19 protein-coding genes and 1 other RNA gene are annotated in these 22491 nt (G+C 34.0%); 19 read left to right on the top strand and 1 reads right to left on the bottom strand.

The window, feature by feature from the left end; genetic code table 11:
* Nucleotides 1-17: 17 nt before the first annotated feature.
* The 6 genes from NQ558_RS09380 to pdxT all read left to right on the top strand — a co-directional run bounded on the left by NQ558_RS09380 (nt 18) and on the right by pdxT (nt 4688).
* Nucleotides 18-710: a tRNA (adenine(22)-N(1))-methyltransferase gene (locus NQ558_RS09380; RefSeq protein WP_005359377.1), complete on the top strand. Its 693-nt coding sequence runs from the start codon at nt 18-20 to the stop codon at nt 708-710.
* Nucleotides 703-2361 carry a nucleoside kinase gene (locus NQ558_RS09375; protein ID WP_005359379.1) on the top strand — a complete coding sequence of 553 codons (1659 nt, stop codon included), beginning with the start codon at nt 703-705 and terminating at the stop codon, nt 2359-2361. Before NQ558_RS09380 ends, NQ558_RS09375 begins: the two co-directional genes overlap by 8 nt.
* A 116-nt stretch (nt 2362-2477) precedes the next feature.
* Nucleotides 2478-2824, top strand: an RNA gene (gene rnpB, locus NQ558_RS09370) — RNase P RNA component class A.
* A gap of 64 nt (nt 2825-2888) precedes the next feature.
* Entirely contained in the window at nt 2889-3095 is a 207-nt protein-coding gene (locus NQ558_RS09365) for a DUF1858 domain-containing protein (RefSeq protein ID WP_005359383.1), read from the top strand.
* Nucleotides 3096-3244: 149 nt separating this feature from the next.
* Nucleotides 3245-4120, top strand: coding sequence for a pyridoxal 5'-phosphate synthase lyase subunit PdxS (pdxS, locus tag NQ558_RS09360; RefSeq protein WP_005359385.1), 876 nt, complete (start codon nt 3245-3247; stop codon nt 4118-4120).
* 1 nt (nt 4121) lies between these two features.
* Entirely contained in the window at nt 4122-4688 is a 567-nt protein-coding gene (gene pdxT / locus NQ558_RS09355; protein ID WP_005359386.1) for a pyridoxal 5'-phosphate synthase glutaminase subunit PdxT, read from the top strand.
* A gap of 1021 nt (nt 4689-5709) precedes the next feature.
* On the opposite strand, the gene NQ558_RS09350 is transcribed toward pdxT, so the two are convergent.
* Nucleotides 5710-6558 (bottom strand): purine-nucleoside phosphorylase, encoded by an 849-nt coding sequence (locus tag NQ558_RS09350; protein WP_005359388.1) that lies wholly within the window; start codon nt 6556-6558, stop codon nt 5710-5712.
* A 311-nt stretch (nt 6559-6869) separates the two neighbouring features.
* Here NQ558_RS09350 and pyrB point away from each other — a divergent pair, with 311 nt between their 5' ends.
* The 13 genes from pyrB to hisS all read left to right on the top strand — a co-directional run bounded on the left by pyrB (nt 6870) and on the right by hisS (nt 22461).
* Entirely contained in the window at nt 6870-7784 is a 915-nt protein-coding gene (pyrB, locus tag NQ558_RS09345) for an aspartate carbamoyltransferase (protein ID WP_040446019.1), read from the top strand.
* Nucleotides 7781-8221 (top strand): aspartate carbamoyltransferase regulatory subunit, encoded by a 441-nt coding sequence (locus NQ558_RS09340; protein ID WP_005359391.1) that lies wholly within the window; start codon nt 7781-7783, stop codon nt 8219-8221. Before pyrB ends, NQ558_RS09340 begins: the two co-directional genes overlap by 4 nt.
* A 216-nt stretch (nt 8222-8437) precedes the next feature.
* Nucleotides 8438-9748 carry an HlyC/CorC family transporter gene (locus NQ558_RS09335; RefSeq protein WP_040446022.1) on the top strand — a complete coding sequence of 437 codons (1311 nt, stop codon included), beginning with the start codon at nt 8438-8440 and terminating at the stop codon, nt 9746-9748.
* Between the two features lie 178 nt (nt 9749-9926).
* A complete protein-coding gene (locus NQ558_RS09330) occupies nt 9927-10283 on the top strand; it encodes a TIGR04086 family membrane protein (RefSeq protein WP_005359394.1) in 357 nt (118 codons plus the stop codon).
* Nucleotides 10284-10408: 125 nt separating this feature from the next.
* Nucleotides 10409-10549, top strand: a complete 141-nt coding sequence (scfA, locus tag NQ558_RS09325; protein ID WP_040446024.1) for a six-cysteine ranthipeptide SCIFF — start codon at nt 10409-10411, stop codon at nt 10547-10549.
* Nucleotides 10550-10623: 74 nt separating this feature from the next.
* Nucleotides 10624-11997: a thioether cross-link-forming SCIFF peptide maturase gene (scfB, locus tag NQ558_RS09320; RefSeq protein WP_040446026.1), complete on the top strand. Its 1374-nt coding sequence runs from the start codon at nt 10624-10626 to the stop codon at nt 11995-11997.
* 4 nt (nt 11998-12001) lie between these two features.
* Nucleotides 12002-14236, top strand: coding sequence for a protein translocase subunit SecD (secD, locus tag NQ558_RS09315; protein ID WP_242652078.1), 2235 nt, complete (start codon nt 12002-12004; stop codon nt 14234-14236).
* Between the two features lie 67 nt (nt 14237-14303).
* The gene (recJ, locus tag NQ558_RS09310) at nt 14304-16058 is read left to right on the top strand and encodes a single-stranded-DNA-specific exonuclease RecJ (protein WP_005359407.1); all 1755 of its coding nucleotides are present in this window, start codon (nt 14304-14306) and stop codon (nt 16056-16058) included.
* A 98-nt stretch (nt 16059-16156) separates the two neighbouring features.
* Complete coding sequence (locus NQ558_RS09305) at nt 16157-16681, top strand: adenine phosphoribosyltransferase (protein ID WP_005359408.1); 525 nt, start codon at nt 16157-16159, stop codon at nt 16679-16681.
* 20 nt (nt 16682-16701) lie between these two features.
* The gene (locus NQ558_RS09300) at nt 16702-18981 is read left to right on the top strand and encodes a RelA/SpoT family protein (protein WP_005359411.1); all 2280 of its coding nucleotides are present in this window, start codon (nt 16702-16704) and stop codon (nt 18979-18981) included.
* Nucleotides 18982-19037: 56 nt separating this feature from the next.
* The gene (locus tag NQ558_RS09295) at nt 19038-19661 is read left to right on the top strand and encodes an MBL fold metallo-hydrolase (protein ID WP_005359413.1); all 624 of its coding nucleotides are present in this window, start codon (nt 19038-19040) and stop codon (nt 19659-19661) included.
* On the top strand, nt 19661-21142 hold the full coding sequence (hemZ, locus tag NQ558_RS09290; RefSeq protein ID WP_005359415.1) for a coproporphyrinogen dehydrogenase HemZ: 1482 nt from the start codon (nt 19661-19663) through the stop codon (nt 21140-21142). Before NQ558_RS09295 ends, hemZ begins: the two co-directional genes overlap by 1 nt.
* Nucleotides 21143-21201: 59 nt before the next feature.
* Nucleotides 21202-22461 (top strand): histidine--tRNA ligase, encoded by a 1260-nt coding sequence (hisS, locus tag NQ558_RS09285; RefSeq protein ID WP_005359417.1) that lies wholly within the window; start codon nt 21202-21204, stop codon nt 22459-22461.
* Nucleotides 22462-22491 lie beyond the last annotated feature (30 nt).

Raw genomic sequence — 22491 nt, 5'->3', positions numbered from 1 at the left:
AAAAGTAGGTAATATATATGTTATCAAAAAGACTGGAACAGGTAGCCTCAATGGTTACAAAAGGAAATATTATAGCAGATATAGGCACAGATCATGGATATGTGCCTATTTATCTTGTAGAAAAAGGAATATGTCCCAAAGCTTATGCAATGGATATTAATCAAGGCCCCATAGAAAGTGCAATTAAGAATATAGAAAACTATGGTTTAAGTGAAAAAATTCAGGCAATTAAATCAAATGGATTAGAAAAACTTGAACCTGAAAAAGCAGATACTATAATAATTGCTGGAATGGGCGGAGAGCTTATTGTTAACATTCTTGAGAATGGTTTGGCAAAGTTAGAAAACTGTAGTAGACCGGTTAAAGAACTTGTTTTATCACCTCATAAAAGGGGAGACTTGGTGCGCAAGTATTTAGAAGAACATAAGTGGCACATAACGGACGAAAAAATGCTTATTGACATGAATAAGTTTTACACGATAATAAAGGCCGAAAAAGGACAGGAATCTTATCCTTATTCAGAAACAGAATTATTATATGGTAGAATATTACTTGATAGACAAGATGCAACTTTAAAAAAATATCTGGATAAAGAGAATGCTAAATTTCAAAAAATCAAACAGAAAATGATTGAGAATCAAAGCAAAGATCTTTTAGAAGTTGAAAAGATTTTAGAATATAACAGAGTTGGGAGGGAATCATATGATTAAAGTAACTATAGGACAGAAAACATACGAATATGAGGATGGAACAACACTTTATGAAATAGCAAGAGAGCACCAAAGTGAATATAAGCATCAGATTATTCTTGCAAAATGCAATGGAACTTTATCTGAATTATCTAAAGTATTAGTTGAAAACTGTAATATTGCATTTGTTACAACGGCAAGTTTTGTTGGAAATGAGTGCTATAGAAGAAGCGCAACATTCCTTATGCTTAAGGCATTTTATGCAGTGGCAGGCAGAAATAACATAGAAAAAATTTCTGTTCACTGCTCAGTTAGCAAAGGCTATTATTGTCAGGTTTTTGGAAATGTTGAAGTAGATGATAAACTTTTAAAAAATGTTAGGAACGAAATGATTAAGTTATGCAAAAGAGATATACTTATTCAGAAAGAATCAATACCTACAGCTAAAGCGATTAAGAAGTTTGAAAGATATGGAATGAAGGATAAAGTTCATTTGCTTAAATATCGAAGATCTTCAGCAGTTAATATTTACAGAATAGAAGGTTTTGAAGATTATTTCTATGGATATATGGCGTATTCAACAGGTATTCTTAAATATTTTGACTTGATTAAATATGATGAAGGTTTTGTATTACAGTTGCCTACAAAAGAAGAACCGGAAGTTGTGCCAGAGTTTGTACCTAGAAATAAGGTTTACAATGTTATAAAAAAATCAACAGATTGGGCTGAAATGATTGGTGTGCCTACAATCGGATATCTAAATGACAAAATAACTGATGGGTCAATGAACAATATAATGATGGTTCAGGAAGCATTGCAGGAAAAGAGAATAGGTGATGTGGCAGCAGATATTGCTTCAAGAGAAAATGTTAAGGTTGTAATGATTGCAGGACCTTCTTCATCAGGAAAAACATCTTTTTCTCATAGATTATCTATTCAATTAATGGCTCAGGGTTTGAAACCTCATCCTATTTCAGTAGATAATTACTGTGTGAATAGGGAAGATACACCAAGAGATGCAGATGGAAAACTTGATTATGAAGTAATTGAAGCATTAGATGTAAAATTCTTCAATGAGCAGATGACAGATCTTCTTGCAGGAAAAGAGGTAGAACTACCTGTATTTGATTTTGTGTCAGGAAAGAGAAAGTTTAACGGAGATTATCTAAAACTGGGAGAAGATGATGTTCTTGTTATTGAAGGAATACATTGTCTTAATGACAAGATGTCTTATAGTTTGCCGGATGATAAAAAATATAAAATTTATGTTAGTGCATTAACTCCAATTAATGTAGATGAACATAATAGAGTTTCAACATCTGATCTTAGATTACTTAGAAGAATAGTAAGGGACGTTAGAACTAGAGGTTCTTCTGCAGAAAGAACAATAGAGATGTGGCAACGGGTAAGAAGAGGTGAGGAAAAAAATATTTTCCCTTACCAGGATACAGCCGATGTAGTGTTTGATACGGCAATGGTGTATGAACTTTCGGTACTTAAAACATATGCAGAATCTGCTTTGTTTAGCGTGCCGGAGGGAACATCTGAATATCTTGAAGCTAAGCGGCTTTTGAAATGTCTTGATTATGTACTCGGAATGCCTAAGGATACAATTCCACATAATTCTCTTGTTAGAGAGTTCGTAGGTGGAAGTATTTTCCCTGTGGGATAAATAACTTTTTTATACCATTGTGTAAGCAAAAGTGGAAATATGAACTTTTGTATACTATATTTGATTTATATAAATAAGTTGCAAAAATATATTTAATATGCTATTTTAATTAATTGTGAGTAGAGCAGATGATCGCAGCTGCTATTGCCGAAAGGACGCAGGTGAGGAAAGTCCGGGCTTCATAGGGCAGGGTGCCGGCTAACGGCCGGTGGAGGTGACTCCCAGGAAAGTGCAACAGAAATAAAACCGCCAGCTTGCTGGTAAGGATGAAATGGTAGTGTAAGAGACTACCGCTTCGGTGGTAACATCGAGGGTCAGTGTAAACCCCACTTGAAGCAAGACCGAGCAGAAAGCATATGGTTGCCCGCCAGCTTTCGGGTAGGTTGCTTGAACATATTGGTAACGATATGTCTAGATAGATGATCATCCACGACATAACCCGGCTTACAGCTTTACTCATTCATAAAAATATATAATAGGTTTATACTAAAAGAGTATAAAATTTTTAAACGGTCAAGGAGGAAGTTATGGCAGTTAATATTACTAAGGAAATGACAATGGGCGAATTGCTTAGCATCGACAGAGGTGTTGCAGTTGTATTAATGAATGCAGGAATGCACTGTATCGGATGTCCTTCATCTATCGGTGAATCACTTGAAGAAGCATGTATGGTTCACGGAATTGAAGTAGATGAATTATTAAAGAACATCAATGAATATTTTGCTAACAAATAAATAATAAAGAGTTTAATTGCAAACTCTCTTGCTGGATTGGTTTTGTAAGAAATAAATCTGGTATTATAAAAGTCTCCTAAAATGGTTATTCCTATATAGTCACTATGAATATATACTGAGAAAAACAAATTTTTAGGAGGCTTTTTATTATGGCAGAAAATCGTTATGAATTAAACAAAAACTTAGCACAGATGTTAAAAGGTGGCGTTATTATGGACGTTACAACACCTGAACAGGCAAGAATCGCAGAAGAAGCAGGGGCTTGTGCAGTTATGGCACTTGAAAGAATACCGGCTGACATTCGTGCAGCAGGTGGCGTTTCAAGAATGAGTGATCCAAAGATGATTAAAGGTATTCAGGAAGCTGTTTCAATTCCTGTTATGGCTAAATGTAGAATTGGACATTTTGCAGAAGCACAGATTCTTGAAGCTATTGAAATAGATTACATAGATGAAAGTGAAGTGCTTTCACCGGCAGACGGTAAATACCACATTGATAAAACTAAATTTCAGGTACCATTCGTATGTGGAGCAAAAGATTTAGGAGAAGCATTAAGAAGAATCAGCGAAGGAGCTTCAATGATTCGTACAAAAGGTGAACCCGGAACAGGGGATGTAATCCAGGCAGTTACACATATGCGTAGTATGCAGAGTGAAATCAGAAGACTTACAAGTCTTTCAAAAGATGAATTATATCAGGCAGCTAAAGACCTTCAGGTAGATTATGAATTGGTTAAATATGTTGCAGAAAACGGAAAGCTTCCTGTAGTTAACTTTGCAGCGGGCGGAGTTGCTACACCTGCTGATGCAGCACTTATGATGCAACTTGGCGCAGAAGGTGTATTCGTTGGCTCAGGTATTTTTAAATCAGGAAATCCTAAGAAGAGAGCAGCAGCTATAGTAAAAGCTGTAACAAACTTTAACGATGCAAAAATCCTTGCTGAATTATCAGAAGACTTAGGCGAAGCCATGGTTGGAATAAATGAGCAGGAAATTGAACTTCTTATGGCTGAGAGAGGTAAATAATATGCGAATTGGTATACTTGCATTACAGGGAGCATTCGTAGAACATGAAAAAATCCTTGAAAAATTAGGAGTGGAATCTTTTGAAATACGTCAAAAAAAGGATATTGAAGGTCAAATGGATGGAATAATTATTCCGGGAGGAGAAAGTACAGTAATAGGCAAACTATTAAGAGAACTGGATATTCTTGAAGATTTGAAAAACATGATTAATGATGGAATGCCTGTTTTTGGAACTTGTGCCGGAATGATAATTTTGGCTGACAAAATAGAAAATGATGAAAAAGTTCATATTGGAACAATGGACATAACTGTCAAAAGAAATGCATACGGAAGACAGCTTGGAAGTTTCTATTCTGAAGAAAACTTCGACAACATAGGAAAAGTTCCGATGACATTTATCAGAGCACCGTACATAACAGAGTGCGGTCCTAAAGCCAGGGCCATAGCAACCTGCAACGGCAACATAGTTGCCGCAGTACAGGACAACCAAATGGTAACATCATTTCATCCGGAATTAAATGACAGCCTGCTGGTACACAAATATTTCGTGGAAGAAATATGTAAGTAAGAAGATTTCTTCCTTCGTTTTTTATACAAAGTTGTTCTGGGTGGTGTCCACGCTCCGGGTTTGGTATAGGCAACATTATTTAGTTATTTACGGATAATATGATATTTGTTGTTGTAAAAACCGTAATTTGGTTCGAAAATGACAAGAATATTTGTAGATTACGGAAGTTACAACATTTTTGTTTCTATGTTCCGTAATGGGCAACGATAGAACAAGAATATTTCAATATATTATATTACGGAAACTATAATATTTTTGATTAGGAAATTCGTAATGGCTAACGAAAGGACAAGCTTAAATCAAATATTTACGGAAGATATAACGTTTTGGTATTCAGAAATCTGTAATAGATGTAAATTACATGTGACACAGTGGGTTTTCTATATGACACGTAATTTATTGAAAGAATAAGACTTTATAACAAGTGATTACGTGTCATTTGTCATTACTTTTGTATGACACGTAATTTTCAATCAAATTATAATAAAAGATTAAAAAATTACTTGTCGTATAAGATTTTTGTCCTGTGACACGTAATTCCAGAATAAATGACGCTAAAAACAAGAGAAAATACTTGCCGTATAAGATTTTTGTCCTGTGACACGTAATTCCAGAATAAATGACGCTAAAAACAAGAGAAAATACTTGTCGTATAAGATTTTTGTCCTGTGACACGTAATTCCAGAATAAATGACGCTAAAAACAAGAGAAAATACTTGCCGTATAAAATTTTTGTTATATGACATGTAATCCCAAATTAAATAAATGAAAAAAATATAAGAAATACAAAAAATACGTGTGCTACAACAAATATGTCGTAGCACACGTATTATTCGTATATAAAATGAATAACAACAATTTTTATAAAGCGCTAGTACAACATAGAATAGTCATATCAAACATATCAATCACATTATAACCTGCTTATGCTATCCATAATGATTAGACAATAATCATTATAATAATTACAAATTAATCATATACTCCATTACATTTCAATTATAAACTAATCACGCACTTATTACATTTCAATCACAAGGTTATACAAAATTGCTTCCAACTTGTCTGCAACAGTAACGGCAACTTCAACAACTTCTTTATCATCTAAAGGTTGGCCTGTTATTCCGGCAGCCATGTTTGTAATACAACTTATTCCACAAACTTTCATCCCACAGTGTACAGCTACCATAGCCTCACAAGCTGTGCTCATACCAACGGCATTCGCTCCAAGAATTTTATAGGCTCTAATCTCAGAAGGCGTTTCATAGTTTGGACCTGTTGTCTGTAAGTAAACGCCTTTCTTTAAATTAAGATTATATTTTTTGCCGATTGATTCAAGCTTATTAATTAAATCGGATGCATAAACATGTGTCATGTCAGGAAATCTTGTGCCTAATTCTTCGATGTTTGGTCCCACTAAAGGTGATGGAACAAAAGAAGTAATTTGGTCTGTGATTACCATTAAGTCACCAGGTTTAAAATCGCTGTCAATGCCACCGGCAGCATTAGTAAGAATAAGGTTCTTTGCACCAAGCATTTTCATAATTCTAATCGGAGTTACAACCTGCTCCATTGAATAACCTTCATAGTAGTGAATTCTTCCGTCCATTAAAACTACAGGTTTACTTTCAATATATCCGAAAATAAAACGTCCAGCATGCATTTTGTTAGTGCTAATAGGGAAGTCTTCAATATCAGAATAATTTATGATACAAACTTTTTTGACTTTGTCTGAAAAATTTCCAAGACCTGAACCAAGAACTATGGCAGTTTCAGGAATGAAATCTGTTTTTGATCGTATTTGTCTTAAATAAAAATTAAGCTTATTATAAGCAGAAGTTTCTACATTTGTTTTTTGAATATTTTCCATGGAGTACCTCCTTTAAAAAAAGAAAATCAATATAAGTATATCATATTTTCAGATATGAAAAAATAAAAAATAAGTATAAAAAACCATTTTATGAAAAAGTAGTTTTTAGAAGAAAAAATATTCGAAAAAAGTGAATTTTATATGTTATTTTCTATTGAATATTTGATTATAATAATGTATCATTTCTAATAGCAAAAATCAGTGGCGGAGTTCTGCTGTTAAAAAAGTAATAACAGAACTTGCACCAAACAGATTTGCTCAAGACTCTATTATAAGCCTTGAAATTTTACATAAGCAGAATGGAGGATGAAATGAGACATTTAATTAGTCCGTTGGATTTTACGGTAGAAGAACTTGATCAGTTGCTTGAAACTGCAAGTGATATCGAAAAGAATCCTACAAAATATCAGGATGCCTGTAAGGGCAAGAAGATAGCAACATTATTTTATGAGCCAAGTACAAGAACACGACTTAGTTTTGAAGCGGCAATGATTAACTTAGGAGGCCAGGTTTTAGGTTTTTCGGAGGCATCATCAAGCTCAGCTTCTAAAGGGGAAAGTGTTGCTGATACTATTAGAATTATATCATGTTATGCAGATATATGTGCTATGCGTCACCCGAAGGAAGGTGCAGCACTTGTAGCAGCTAACAATTCTTCAATTCCGGTTATTAATGCCGGAGATGGTGGTCACCAACATCCAACTCAGACATTAGCTGATTTGATGACAATTAAATCTTTGAAAGGAAGATTGGATAACATTACAATTGGTTTATGTGGAGATTTGAAATTCGGAAGAACAGTACATTCACTTATAAATGCTCTTTTAAGATATGACAATGTTAAATTTGTTCTTATTTCGCCTAATGAATTAAAAGTTCCGGAATATATCATTGAAAATATACAGAAGGCTGGAGCTGAATATAAAGAAGTAAATAAGTTAGAGGATGTAATCGGTGAACTTGATATTTTATATATGACAAGAGTTCAGAGAGAACGTTTCTTTAACGAAGAAGATTATATTAGATTAAAAGATAGTTTTATTTTAGACAAGAAGAAAATGTCAATGGCAAAAGATGATATGCTTGTGCTTCATCCATTGCCTAGAGTAAATGAGATTTCAGTAGAAGTGGACAAGGATCCAAGAGCAGCATACTTTAAACAGGTACAATATGGCGTTTACGTTAGAATGGCATTAATATTAAAATTGTTGGAGGTAGAGGTATGATTAATGTAGATGAAATTTTTAACGGTTTTGTGTTAGATCATATTCAGGCAGGACGTTCAATGGCTATTTACCATTACCTTAACCTTGATGAACTTGACTGTCAGGTGGCAATTATCAAAAATGCCAGAAGCGGAAAAATGGGAAGAAAGGACATAATCAAAGTAGAAGGACCTCTTGATATTGTTGACTTTGATGTTTTAGGTTTCATTGATCATAATATTACAGTTGATATTATTAAAGATGGAAAATTAATTGAGAAGAGAGAACTTAAACTTCCTAAGAAGATTGTAAACGTACTTCACTGCAAGAACCCACGTTGTATCACTTCAATTGAACAGGAACTGGAACATGTTTTCGTATTAACAGATAAAGAAAACGGAACATACAGTTGCCAGTACTGCGAAGAAAAGCAGGGCAAGTTGTGGGAAAAATTATAGAACATTTAGAATGAGAATAAAGCCACTGTGCAGGAGCATGGTGGCTATTTCAAAATATACACTTTGAAATAGAGCTTACAAGTGAAATTTTACTCTTAACATTTTGCAAAATTCTAATATATTCTTTACTATGTATTCTTGACTTTAATATTATGTTTTTGTACAATTATGCAAATAGGCTTTTGCCTGAAAAATATTATCAATAAGGAGATTTATATGGGACCCAGTGACATAGCATTGCTATGTGTATTAGTAGTGTTACTTTTATTTTCGGCATTTTTTTCATCTGCCGAGACAGCTTTGACAACAGTTAACAAGATTAGACTTAGAACTCTTGTTGAGGAAGAAAATAAGAAAGCTATTGTTTTAAACAATGTGCTAAACAATTCAAGAAAGATGCTTAGCACGGTACTTATTGGAAATAACATTGTAAATATTGCCGCTTCATCAATTGCGACTATTTTTACACAAAGTCTTTTAAGTGACATATTTATCAGTGTAGGAGTTGGAATACTTACTTTGTTAATTATTATATTTGGTGAGATTGTTCCAAAAACAGTTGCATCAATGCACGCAGATGAAATGGCATTAAAATATGCCAAACCAATTAGTATTTTGATGTTTGTGCTTACACCGGTTATTTTTATTTTGAATATGTTTTCAAACATAATACTTAAGCTTTTTAGGGTAAAAGTAAACTTAAACTCAAAATCAATTACAGAAGATGAATTAAGAACTATTGTTGGTGTTAGTCAGGAAGAGGGCATTATAGAAGACGATGAATACGATATGATTACTAATGTGTTCGATTTTGGAGATGCCTGCGCAAAGGATATAATGATACCTAAGGTTGACATAACCATGGTGCCAATTGATACAACTTTTGAACAGTTATTAGATGTAATCAAAACAGACAAATATACAAGAATTCCTGTTTATAAGGAAGACACGGACAATATTGTTGGAATTATAAATATAAAAGATATGATTATTAATCAGGTGGATGCATCTAATTTTGATATTAAGAAGCTGATGCGTGAACCATATTATACTCACGAGAAAGAAGAATTAAATGATCTTCTTATTGAAATGAGAAATAATGAACCGGGAATGTGTATCGTTCTTGATGAGTATGGTCAGGCAGAAGGCCTTATAACTTTGGAAGATATTGTCGAAGAAATAATCGGCGATATTCATGACGAGTTTGACCAGGCGGAAGAATTGGCAGTTAGAAAAATCGGAGACAATGAATATATTGTTGAAGGTTCAATTAACTTAGATGATTTCAATGATGAATTGGGAACAGACATAGATTCAGAAGATTATGAATCACTAGGAGGATTGATAATTGAACATCTTGATAGATTGCCTAACAAGGGAGATAGTGTTAAGATATCAAATTGCAAACTTACAGTAATTAAGATGGATGAAAAGAGAATTGACCTTGTAAAAGTTCAGATTGATCCGGAAGTGGAAAAAACGGAAGATGAAGAAAAATCTGAAGATGAGGACAAAGAGCAAAAATAGAAAAATTAAAAAAGTTCTGACAGGAAACTGCATTGGTTATTGCTGATGCAGTTCCTTTTTATTTTGATAGAAAAACTTTTTATATATATAAAAATGTTGAATGAGAATTAAAAAACAATCGTAATTAATTTTGAAATTACTGAATAATATAGAATGAAAGTGTATTTTGCAGGTTTTTATGAAGAAAATAGCAGGCTTGATTTTAAAAGAATTATTAGTTCAAATTATTTTAAGCACAGTGCTTGTGGTGATTCTTGCATTTATTGTTTTTGAACTTTCTTTAGGAGATGGAATAATCAGAATTATGATTTTAGCAATTTATGGGATTTGTTCATTGGTAGGAGGTTTAATCCTTGGAAAAAATATACAAAAGAGAAAGTTTTTGTGGGGGCTTGTTGCGGGAGCAATTTATATAGGGCTAATTATGGGTATTTCCTTTATAATAAGGGACGAAACAGGAGGTGGAGCAATTGGACTTGGCACAGGAGTAGCAGTAGCTTTAGGCTTTGGAACTTTTGGTGGAATGCTTGGGTAAATTCAATGAGGAAAACAGACCACAGAATATAGTAAAAAAACGTTTGAATTTGTACCATATTGTGTTATAATAGCGTAAGAATTGTGCAGATAGGCATAAAAGTATATTAATTTTGGAGGATAACTATGAAACATATTAAAACTTTAACAGGAAAGACTTTAAAGGAAACTATGAAAAAAGGCGGTTGTGGTGAATGCCAGACATCATGTCAGTCAGCATGTAAGACATCATGTACAGTAGGAAACCAGACTTGCGAAAATAAATAATTAAAAATTAAATAATTTTAACCGGAAAGAGCGCCATGGGCGCACTTTCTGCGTTATGGTAGGAGGATATTACAGTGATTCATCAGTATAAGAGTAATGGATACAATATTGTAATGGATGTTGAAAGTGGAGCGGTTCACGTAGTAGATGATGTTACATATGATGTTATTGCATTATTTGAAGATACAGAAACCTCAAAGATTGTTGAGCAGTTGTCAGATAAGTATGACAAGGCAGACATTGAAGAAGCAATTAGTGAGGTTAATCAATTAAAGGAAGATGGACAGCTGTTTACTCAAGATATTTATCAGCCTTTTATTGAAGAATTCAAAGATAAGAGACAGACAGTTGTAAAAGCGTTATGCTTACATATTGCCCACGACTGTAACCTTGCCTGCAAATATTGTTTTGCAGAAGAAGGTGAATATCATGGCAGAAGAGCCATGATGAGCTTTGAAGTCGGAAAGAAGGCTTTAGATTTCCTTGTGGCAAATTCAGGAAGCAGAGTAAATCTTGAGGTTGACTTCTTTGGTGGCGAACCATTAATGAACTGGGACGTTGTAAAGCAGTTAGTAGAATATGGCCGTTCACTTGAAGAATCTAACCATAAGAAATTTAGATTTACTTTGACAACTAATGGAGTGCTTTTAAATGACGAAATAATGGAATACCTTAATAAGGAAATGTCTAATGTTGTTTTGAGTCTTGATGGTCGTAAAGAAGTTAATGACAGAATGAGACCATTTAGAACAGGAAAGGGAAGCTATGATTTAATAGTTCCTAAATTCCAAAAACTTGCAGAAAGCAGAAATCAGAGCAATTATTATGTCAGAGGTACATTTACAAGAGACAATTTAGATTTCTCAGAAGATGTAAAGCACTTTGCGGATTTGGGATTTAAGCAGATGTCAATCGAGCCGGTTGTAGGACCGGAAGAAGATCCTTATTCAATTAGAGAAGAGGATTTGCCAAAGATAATGGAAGAATATGACAAGTTAGCTTTGGAATATATTAAACGCGAGAAAGAAGGAAGAGGCTTTAATTTCTTCCACTTTATGATTGATTTAAATCAGGGACCTTGTGTTTACAAGAGATTATCAGGATGTGGTTCAGGTACAGAGTATTTGGCAGTAACACCTTGGGGTGATTTTTATCCATGTCACCAGTTCGTTGGAAATGAAGAGTTTTTAATGGGCAATGTTGATGAGGGCATAAAGAGAACTGACCTTGTAAAAACATTTGGAAACTGTAACGTATACTCAAAAGAGAAATGCAAAAACTGCTTTGCAAGATTTTATTGCAGTGGCGGTTGTGCAGCCAACTCATTTAATTTTCATGGAACAATCAATGATGCATATGAGATTGGATGTGAAATGGAAAGAAAGAGAGTAGAATGTTCAATTATGATTAAGGCAGCGTTAGCTGATAATGAGAAAGAGGTTTATTAAAAAAATGAAAATGAAAATGAACAAAACAAAGAGTATTATATGTTTTATAATCTCTATTGCAGTAGTCTTATTTTTAGGCTACGTTGTTATGTTCGGTGTAGGCGGACGTCATACAGGTAGTGCACAGAACGTAACACAGGGCTTGGACTTAATGGGTGGTACAAGCGTTAGTTATCAGGTTGATGATAGCAAGACTAAAAGTTTTACAGCAACTGATTTAGAAGACACAAGATTGAAACTTGAAAACAGAGTTCATACTTTCAGTAGTGAAGCAACAGCTTACAAAGAAGGTGACGATAGAATCACTGTTGATATTCCGGGTGAATATGATGCAGATGCAGTAGTAGAAGAACTTGGTAAGCCGGGTGCTTTATACTTCTGTACAGCAACAACAGACAAACCAACAGATGAACAGATTGATAATCACGAATATGTTAAGGTTGGAAACAACTATTACAAAGTTTGGTTATCAGGTAATGAAGTGGCAGACGCTAAGGGTGTTGCTTCAAAAAACAAGGATACAGGAAAGACAGAATATGTTGTAAATCTTGAATTTAATTCGAAAGGAACAACAGCTTTCGGTGAAATGACAACTCAGTATGTTGGACAGTCATCATACATTATCTATAATGATGAGATTTTAAGTGCACTAACAATTCAGTCAGCTATTACAGGTGGACAGGCTGAAATTAACGGACAGAAGAGTCTTAAGGAAGCTGAAGAATTAGCTTCAAACATTAGAATTGGTGCTTTAAAGGTAGAATTAAAGGAAATCAGTCATAAGGTTCAGAGTGCTCAGCTTGGTAGTGATGCATTATCAAAGAGTATTAAAGCTGGAATCATTGGTTTCATTATCATTATTTTGTTCCTGTTAATAGTTTATAGAATTCCGGGACTTGCTGCAGGACTTGCATTACTTACATATGTAGAATTAATGTTACTTGCATTAAATGGATTTGATTTAACACTTACATTACCAGGTATTGCAGGTATTATCCTTAACATTGGTATGGCAGTTGATGCTAACGTTATTATTTACGCACGTATCAGAGAGGAAATTGCTGCCGGCAGAAGAACAGAAACAGCTATTAAGACAGGTTTCAAGAAAGCAGCCTCAGCTATTATCGATGGTAACATTACAACATTAATCGCAGCTTTGGTTCTTCTTTGGAAGGGGTCAGGTACAGTACAGGGATTTGCAACAACATTAGGAATTGGTATTTTAATTCAGTTGTTCACATCACTTGTTATTTCAAGAATATTTGTATGGATTCTTTACTATATGGGATTCCAGGCACCTAAGTTCTACGGAAAAGAAAAGACAAGAAAGAATATCAATTTTGTTGAAAAGAGAAAAGTATTCTTTGGAATCGCTATTGTTTGTATCGCAATTGGTATTGGTGGATTAATCTTTAACTCAGCTAACAACGGTGGTGCATTTAACTATAGTATTGAATTTAAGGGTGGTACATCTACAGAAATTCAGTTTAGTGAAAACTATACAATGGATGAATTTAACAGCAATGTTAAACCTGCAATTGAAAAATTATTAAATTCAACTGATATTCAGGCACAGAAAGATACTAACAAAGACGGACTTTTCACAATTAAGACTAGAAACTTCAAAGACAATGAATTTGAAGAAATGAAAGATATGCTTGTAAAAGATTACAAGGCAGTAGATGACAAACAGAACTTTACTAATACTAAGATTTCAGATACAGTAAGTAAGGAAATGAGAAGTGATGCAGTAGTCGCAACAGTTCTTGCCACAATCTGTATGTTATTCTACATTTGGATTAGATTTAAGAACATCCATTTCGCTCTTGCAGCTGTTATGGCATTAATCCACGACGTACTTATAGTTATCGGATTCTATGCATTATCAAGAGTTACAGTTGGTACAACATTTATTGCATGTATGCTTACAATCGTAGGTTACTCAATTAATGCTACAATCGTAATCTTTGACAGAATTAGAGAAAACAAGGCAGCTATGAAGCGTGATGACAAGATGATTGAAATAGTTGACAGAAGTATTACACAGACACTTACAAGAAGTATCTATACAACTTTAACAACATTCGTAATGGTATTTATGATTTTCATCATGGGTGTTTCATCAATTAGAGAATTTACATTACCACTTATGACAGGTATGATTGCCGGTGCATTCTCATCTGTATTCATTACAGGTTCATTATGGTATGTTTTAAAAGGAAAGAAATCTGATAAATAATAATTGTTAGATTTTAGAAAACGGTATTGCCATTGGTGATACCGTTTCTTAATCTTATGGAGAAACTATGAAAGAAAGATGGTATCTGCAAACTAAAAAAGCAGATTTCAATGAAATAAGCAGAAAATTTAACATTAGTCCCATTCTGGCAAGATTACTTAGAAACAGGAATGTTATAGGTGATGAAAATATTAAAAAATATCTTTCTCCCGACATTGAAAGACTAAGTTCACCATGGATGTTTAAAGATATGGATAAAGCAGTTGATATTTTAAAAATCAAAATTGCTGCCGGAAACAGAATAAGAGTTATTTGTGATTATGATGTGGATGGTGTCTGCTCAGGGTATATTTTGTATAGATCACTTAAAAAGCTTGGAGCAGTAGTTGATGTTGTTGTACCTCACAGAATAGAAGATGGCTATGGTATTAACGAGAATCTTATAAAAAAAGCTTTCGACCAGGGAATAGATACAATTTTGACCTGTGACAACGGAATTGCCGCATACGATCAGGTTGAATATGCTAAAAGCCTTGGAATGACAATAATTGTAACAGACCATCACGAAGTTCCATATACGGAAACAGAACAGGGGCGAGAATATATTATTCCAAAAGCTGATGCAGTAATTAATCACAAACAGAAAGATTGTGGATACCCTTTTAAGGAATTGTGTGGGGCAATGGTTGCCTTTCAACTAATTTCAGCACTGACAGAGTCCTATGGCATATCAAAAAGAGACGTTTACCGGTTACTTCCATATGCTGCTTTGGCAACTATATGTGACGTAGTTGAACTTCAGGGCGAAAACAGAATGGTTGTTCAATATGGGCTTAAAATGATAAAGAACTGCAAAGATGTTGGCTTAAATGCATTAATAGATGCCTGCAAAATAGACAAGAACAACATTGACTCATACCATATAGGGTTTGTTTTGGGACCGTGCATAAATGCCAGTGGACGACTTGATACAGCTAAGAAAGCCATGGAACTTTTAAGTGAAACGAATAGGGAAAAAGCTGATATTCTTGCCACGTCATTAAAAGAATTAAATGACGAAAGAAAAGCTATGACTGAAGAAGGAACAAAAAAAGCAATTGAAATAGCAAAAGACTATGATGATAATGTTTTGGTAATATATTTAAAAGATTGTCACGAAAGTATAGCCGGAATTATTGCAGGAAGAGTTAGAGAAAGGTGTAATAAGCCGGTAATAGTTCTGACGGATGCCAAAGATTGTGTGAAAGGCTCAGGAAGATCTATTGAGGAATATGATATGTATGAAGAACTTTGCAAGGTTAAGGATTTGTTTCTTAAGTTTGGTGGCCACAAAATGGCTGCAGGTGTGTCTCTTCCAAAAGAAAACATAGAACTTCTTAGAAAAAGATTAAACGAGAACAGTACTTTGACGGAAGATGATTTATGCCTTAAAGTCTGGATAGACATGCAGCTTCCAATTGAGTATATTTCAATGAATCTTGTTGAAGAATTAAAAACACTTGCACCTTTTGGAAAAGGAAACGAGAAGCCTATTTTTGCAGACAAAAACTTAAAAATTAAAAAACTTCAAATATTGGGAAAAGCCGGAAATGTGCTGAAATTGACAATTGAAAACAGTACAAATTACAGAATGACGGCTATAATGTTTGACAGAACTCAAGAATTTATGGGATTTATTAAGGAAAAATTTGGACAGGAAGAGATTAATAAAGCTTTACTTGGTCAAAATAATGCAATTACATTTATGGCAACCTTTTATCCTACAATAAATGAGTTTAGAGGTAACATAGATTTACAAATAGTTATTGATAGATTTTGCTAATAAGGGTAAAATACTTCTATATACCTAAAGTGTGTATAAAACATACTTTTTTTAAAATATATAATAATTAAAGAAGCCATATACATTAGGAGGAAAAAATGAGCACAGTAGAAAAGTACATTAGAAGCATTCCTGATTTTCCAAAACAGGGAATTATTTTCAGAGACATTACAACAGTAACACAGGATCCTGAAGGATTACAGTTAGCCATTAAAAGTATGGAAGATAAGATTAAGGACAAAGATTTTGATGTTATAGTTGGTCTTGAAGCAAGAGGATTTATGTTTGGTACACCTATTGCATTTGACATGAAAAAGGCATTTGTTCCAATTAGAAAGAAAGGAAAGCTTCCATGGAAAACAATTTCAGAATCATATGATTTGGAATATGGAAGTGCTGAAATAGAAATTCATACTGATGCCATTAAAGAAGGACAGAAAGTAGTTATAGTAGATGATTTAATAGCTACAGGTGGAACAGTTAAGGCAGCAATTAACTTAGTTGAGCGTTTAGGCGGAGAAGTTGTTTCATGTTTATTCTTAACTGAATTGGCAGGACTTAACGGAAGAAAGGCTCTTGAAGGATATAATGTAGAGTCAGTTGTAGTTTACGAAGGTAAATAATTTTTTGATGGAGATACTCTATGGGCGAAAAAAACAACATTAACGTAAAAATTGAAAATCATGGTGTTATACCGAAAGAAGAAGAACATGCTACACCGGAGGAATTATATAGCAGACTTATAGACAAGATTAAAAGATATCATCCTTCAGCAGGTGATTTGAGTGCAATTGACAAAGCTTACAATTTCGCAAAGAAATCTCACGGTGACCAGAAACGTAAATCAGGTGAGCCTTATATAATTCACCCCATTCACACTGCACTGATTCTTGCTGATCTTGAATTGGATAAAGAATCAATTATGGCAGGATTGCTTCACGATGTAATGGAAGATACAAAAGTTACAAGGGAGCAGATGATTAGCGAGTTTGGAGAGGAAGTAACAGACTTAGTTGATGGTGTTACAAAACTTACAAAATTAGACTATGATGCTGACAAAGTAGAAAAGCAGGCAGAAAATCTTAGAAAGATGTTTCTTGCCATGGCAAAGGATATTCGTGTAATTCTTATAAAACTTGCCGACAGACTTCATAATATGAGAACTTTGCAGTATATGACACCTGAAAAGCAGAAAGAAAAGTCAAAGGAAACAATGGAGATTTATGCTCCAATTGCAGACCGTCTTGGTATTTCTAAGATTAAGATAGAGTTAGACGATTTGGCCCTTAGATATTTAGAACCTGAGAAATATAAAGATTTGGTAGATGGTGTTCATTTAAGACTTGAACATAGAGAAGAATTTATGAGCCAGCTTATAGCTGAAGTTGCCGGATATATTGAGAAGGCAGGAATTAAAGCTACAATAGATGGACGTGTAAAACATTATTTCAGTATTTATAAGAAGATGGTTAACCAGCACAAAACATTAGACCAGATTTATGATGTTTTTGCCATTCGTATTATTGTTGACACAGTAATGGAATGTTATGGTGCATTGGGCGTTATCCACGAGAAATATACTCCTGTACCGGGAAGATTTAAGGATTATATTGCGATGCCTAAGCAGAATATGTACCAGTCACTTCATACAACATTAATCGGACCTAACGGTCAGCCGTTTGAAATCCAGATTCGTACAATGGAAATGCACAAAACAGCAGAATATGGTATCGCTGCCCATTGGAAATACAAAGAAAACATAACAGGTGAAGGTGACAATGAGGAACAGAAGATTAGTTGGTTAAGACAGATTCTTGAATGGCAGAGAGACTTGTCTGATAATCACGAGTTTCTTAACCTTCTCAAAGATGACCTTAATATGTTCTCTGAAAATGTATATTGCTTCACACCTAATGGAGACCTTAAGAGTCTACCTAATGGTTCAACACCAATTGATTTTGCTTACAGTATTCATAGTGCAGTAGGTAACAAGATGGTTGGTGCCAGAGTAAACGGAAAGATGGTAAATATTGATTATAAGATTCAGAACGGTGATCAGGTAGAAGTTGTAACATCTAACAATTCTAACGGACCAAGTATGGACTGGCTTAAGATTGTTAAAAGTACACAGGCAAAGAACAAGATTAATCAATGGTTTAAGTTACAGAATAAAGAAGAAAACATTATTAAAGGTAAGGAACTTATAGATAAATATTGTAAGTCTAAAGGCATTGTATTGCAGGATATTTTAAAACCTGAATATATGGAGAAAGTAAGACTTAAATATAGCTATAAGGATTGGAACTCTTTAGTTGCATCCGTAGGTCACGGTGGGCTTAAAGAAGGACAGATTGTAAATAAGCTTGTTGAGGAATACAACAAGACCCATAGAAAAGAAATAACAGATCAGGATGTTCTTAATTCAACAATAGGTGAAAAGGCTGAAAATAAGACACATACATCAAAGAGTGGAATTATTGTCGAAGGTATGGATGATGTGGCAGTTAGATTTTCTAAATGCTGTAGCCCTGTTCCCGGTGATGAAATTATTGGTTTTGTTACAAGAGGACGTGGTGTGTCAATTCATAGAACAGATTGTATTAATATAATTAATCTTCCTGATTTTGAAAGAGGAAGACTTATTGAGGCAAGCTGGGCTGCTGATGAAGGAAAGCAGGACGGCAAGTATATGACAGAGATTGTCATATATGCTCACAACAGAGTAGGTATTTTAACAGACCTTTCTAAAATATTTACAGAGAAAAACATTGATGTTAACAGTATTAACAGTAGAACAAGTAAGTCTGAAATAGCCACAATATCTATGTCATTTGCAATTCAGGGAACTGAAGAACTTAACAGTCTTATTTCAAGAATAAGACAGATTGACAGCATTATTGATATTGAAAGAACAACAGGCTGACAATTTTAAATAAAAAGTCAAAACATTAACAGAAATAAAATTGAAATGGAGAATATATGGGAAAGATTGAAATTAGAAATCTTTTAGTTAGCGAGTGCTACACTAATTGTTATTTATGTAAAAATAAAGAAACAGGCGAAGGATTTATAGTTGATCCGGGTGAAAACGAACTTAAAATTTCCGTAAATATTTCAAAGATGGAAATGAAACCTGTAGCAATTATTTTAACACACGGTCATTATGACCACATTGGTGCCGTAAATGCTTTAAAGGAAAGATACGGAATTAAGGTTTATGTATCAGAAGCTGAAAAAGAGTTAATTGGAAATAAAAAAATGAATCTTTCTTCATATTTTGATTCACCAATGACAATTGAAGCAGATGAGTTCTTAAAAGACGGACAGAAGATTACATTGGCAGGAATTAATATGACATTTATTGCAACACCAGGACATACACCAGGCAGCGGATGTTATTATTTGGAAGACAATGAAATCTTATTTAGCGGTGATACATTATTCCACGGAAGCAGAGGAAGAACAGATTTTCCGGGTGGAAGCGAATCTGAAATAATGAAATCAATTAGAGAAAAATTATTAAAGAAACTTCCTGATGAAACAGCAGTTTTACCGGGACATAATGACAGCACAACAATAGGAACAGAGAAGGTATATTATTAATGATTGATATTCAGATAGTACCGGAAGAATTTCAATATGATGTACAATCCATGGTTCAGGCTTTTTATATGGGACATCCATTTAAGATTAACAGTCAGGTTCAGGATTACTATAGAATTTTAAAAGTTGTTTATGAAGAAAACAGAATAAATATAATATTGTCAGACAATGAAAAAAAGCTTTTTGAAGAACATTATGAAATAGACTGCAGTGGTATTGTTAACCACTGCGATTTATCTAAAACTCATAGAACAGAGTTAAAGAATGTTTTAAAAAAGCTTTTGTACAGTGTTATGTCAAAGGATACAGGCAAGGAATTGCCTTGGGGCAATCTAACGGGAATACGACCTGCCAAAATTCCAGGAATGTTGTTTGAACAGGGAATGAGAGAAGAGCAGGTCCGAAAGACAATGAAGGAAACTTATTTGATTTCTGATGAAAAGCTTAACCTTGCAATTGACATTTCAAGAAGGGAAAGCAGAATATTATCAGATATTAATTATAAAGAAGGATACAGTCTTTATGTTGGAATTCCTTTTTGTCCAACTACATGCCTTTATTGTTCGTTTACATCTTATCCTATATCAATGTACAAGGATAAGGTTGACAGTTATGTAGACAGCGTCATAAAAGAGATTAAATTCTTAGGTGAGCAATTAAAAGGTCGTGAACTTAACACGGTATATATTGGAGGAGGAACTCCTACAACATTGGAACCTGATCAGATGGATAGGTTGATTACAAGTCTTAAGGAGAATTTTGATTTTAGCACAGTAAGAGAGTTTACTGTTGAAGCGGGACGACCTGACAGTATTACTGAAGAAAAGCTTAAAACATTAAAGAAACATAATGTTTCAAGAATTTCAATTAATCCCCAGACGATGAATCAGGAAACTTTAGATATTATTGGAAGACGACATACTGTAGAACAGATTAAGGAAGCGTTTAAGCTTGCAAGACAGTGTGGCTTTAATAATATAAATATGGACTTTATTCTTGGACTTCCACAAGAAGATGAAAAAATGGTAAGATATTCTATGGAAGAGGCAAAGAAACTTAGTCCGGAAGGAATAACCGTACATTCTCTTGCGTTAAAGAGAGCAGCACGTTTAAATATTATGAAAGATAAATATTCTGACATGCATATGGAAAATAGTTCTGAACTTATGAAAGTTACAGAAAAGTATTCAGAAGAGATGAATATGAAACCTTATTATCTATATAGACAGAAGAATATGGCAGGTAATCAGGAAAATGTAGGATATTCTATTGAAGGTTGTGAAGGCCTTTACAATATTCTTATGATGGGTGACTTTCAGGATGTATGGGCCGTTGGAGCAGGAGCGGTTACTAAGCTTTTGTCACCGGATAGAAAAGAGGGCAAAAGAATAGATACTGTAAAGAATGTAGACCAATATATTGAAAGAATTGACGAAATGATTGAAAGAAAAAGAAAATACTTTCAATCTATGGGTTGTTAAAAATAAAAAACAATAGTAAAATTTATGGTTGTGAGAAAAATAATAAGGAGACATAGAAAATGGCATTAAGCAAGAAACCTGTTACAGGAATGAAAGATATTCTTCCTGAAGAGATGAAAATAAGAAATTATGTGCAGAACGTAATTAAAGATACATATAAGGCTTTCGGTTTTACACAGATTGAAACACCTTGTGTAGAAAATATTTCTAACCTTACTAATAAGCAGGGTGGAGAAAACGAAAAGTTAATTTTTAAGATTTTAAAAAGAGGCGAGAAGCTTAATCTTGAAACAGCACAGACAGATATGGATGTTGTTGACAACGGGTTAAGATATGACTTAACAGTTCCTCTTGTAAGATATTATTCAAATAATGCCAATAACTTGCCATCACCTTTTAAGGCTTTACAGATGGGGAGTGTTTGGAGAGCTGACAGACCACAGAGAGGTCGTTACCGTCAGTTTATGCAGTGTGATATTGATATTCTTGGAGACCCAAGTAACCTGGCAGAAATCGAATTGATTCTTGCAACTACAACAACACTTGGAAAGCTTGGATTTAAGAATTTCCAGATTAGAATTAACGAGAGAAGAATATTAAAGGCTATGGCTGCTTACAGTGGCTTCCCTGAAGAAAGTTATGACAGCGTATTTATTATTCTTGACAAGATGGACAAGATTGGTCTTGAAGGAGTTAAGGAAGAACTTATTAAATATGAATTTTCTGAAGAATCAGTAAATAAGTACGTTTCTTTATTTAAAGAAATTGAACAGCAGGCTAATCCTATTGATTATTTGGCTGAAAAGTTTGGTGATTATATGGAAGATGATGTTAAGCAGTGGATGAACGAGATTATTGAAAGTGTTAAGGCTACGAAGTCATCTGATTTTGAAATTGTATTTGATCCTACTTTAGTTAGAGGTATGTCATATTATACAGGAACAATTTTTGAAATTGCAATTCCTGAATTTGGTGGAAGCTGCGGTGGTGGCGGAAGATACAATAAGATGGTTGGAAAATTCATTGGACATGATGTTCCAGCCTGTGGTTTTTCAATTGGTTTTGAACGTATTGTTTTATTATTAATGGAACAGGGCTTTAAGATTCCTGAAGAATACAATAAGGTTGCTTATCTTATTGAAAAAGGTGTTAAGGAAGATGCACTTTGTGATGTTATTGCACAGGCTCAGGAAGAAAGAAAGAATGGTACTCAGGTTCTTGTAACAAGAATGAATAAGAATAAAAAGTTCCAGAAAGAACAGTTAAAAGAGCAGGGTTATGAAGAATTCAAAGAATTCTATAAGAACCCATTAAAATAATATATTTTATTTCACAGTGGATGAATTAGG

It is taken from the genome of Eubacterium ventriosum (assembly GCF_025150745.1).
Lineage (GTDB): Bacteria > Bacillota > Clostridia > Lachnospirales > Lachnospiraceae > Eubacterium_G > Eubacterium_G ventriosum.
Note: the sequence above shows the minus strand (reverse complement) of the source record. Positions and strands in the feature narration are given on the sequence as shown.

Excerpts from the sequence above, each read along its gene's own strand:
- NQ558_RS09380 (WP_005359377.1), top strand. The coding sequence starts at position 18 with ATGTTATCAAAAAGACTGGAACAGGTAGCCTCAATGGTTACAAAAGGA.
- NQ558_RS09375 (WP_005359379.1), top strand. The coding sequence starts at position 703 with ATGATTAAAGTAACTATAGGACAGAAAACATACGAATATGAGGATGGA.
- NQ558_RS09365 (WP_005359383.1), top strand. The coding sequence starts at position 2,889 with ATGGCAGTTAATATTACTAAGGAAATGACAATGGGCGAATTGCTTAGC.
- pdxS (WP_005359385.1), top strand. The coding sequence starts at position 3,245 with ATGGCAGAAAATCGTTATGAATTAAACAAAAACTTAGCACAGATGTTA.
- pdxT (WP_005359386.1), top strand. The coding sequence starts at position 4,122 with ATGCGAATTGGTATACTTGCATTACAGGGAGCATTCGTAGAACATGAA.
- NQ558_RS09350 (WP_005359388.1), bottom strand. The coding sequence starts at position 6,558 with ATGGAAAATATTCAAAAAACAAATGTAGAAACTTCTGCTTATAATAAG.
- pyrB (WP_040446019.1), top strand. The coding sequence starts at position 6,870 with ATGAGACATTTAATTAGTCCGTTGGATTTTACGGTAGAAGAACTTGAT.
- NQ558_RS09340 (WP_005359391.1), top strand. The coding sequence starts at position 7,781 with ATGATTAATGTAGATGAAATTTTTAACGGTTTTGTGTTAGATCATATT.
- NQ558_RS09335 (WP_040446022.1), top strand. The coding sequence starts at position 8,438 with ATGGGACCCAGTGACATAGCATTGCTATGTGTATTAGTAGTGTTACTT.
- NQ558_RS09330 (WP_005359394.1), top strand. The coding sequence starts at position 9,927 with ATGAAGAAAATAGCAGGCTTGATTTTAAAAGAATTATTAGTTCAAATT.
- scfA (WP_040446024.1), top strand. The coding sequence starts at position 10,409 with ATGAAACATATTAAAACTTTAACAGGAAAGACTTTAAAGGAAACTATG.
- secD (WP_242652078.1), top strand. The coding sequence starts at position 12,002 with ATGAAAATGAAAATGAACAAAACAAAGAGTATTATATGTTTTATAATC.
- recJ (WP_005359407.1), top strand. The coding sequence starts at position 14,304 with ATGAAAGAAAGATGGTATCTGCAAACTAAAAAAGCAGATTTCAATGAA.
- NQ558_RS09305 (WP_005359408.1), top strand. The coding sequence starts at position 16,157 with ATGAGCACAGTAGAAAAGTACATTAGAAGCATTCCTGATTTTCCAAAA.
- NQ558_RS09300 (WP_005359411.1), top strand. The coding sequence starts at position 16,702 with ATGGGCGAAAAAAACAACATTAACGTAAAAATTGAAAATCATGGTGTT.
- NQ558_RS09295 (WP_005359413.1), top strand. The coding sequence starts at position 19,038 with ATGGGAAAGATTGAAATTAGAAATCTTTTAGTTAGCGAGTGCTACACT.
- hemZ (WP_005359415.1), top strand. The coding sequence starts at position 19,661 with ATGATTGATATTCAGATAGTACCGGAAGAATTTCAATATGATGTACAA.
- hisS (WP_005359417.1), top strand. The coding sequence starts at position 21,202 with ATGGCATTAAGCAAGAAACCTGTTACAGGAATGAAAGATATTCTTCCT.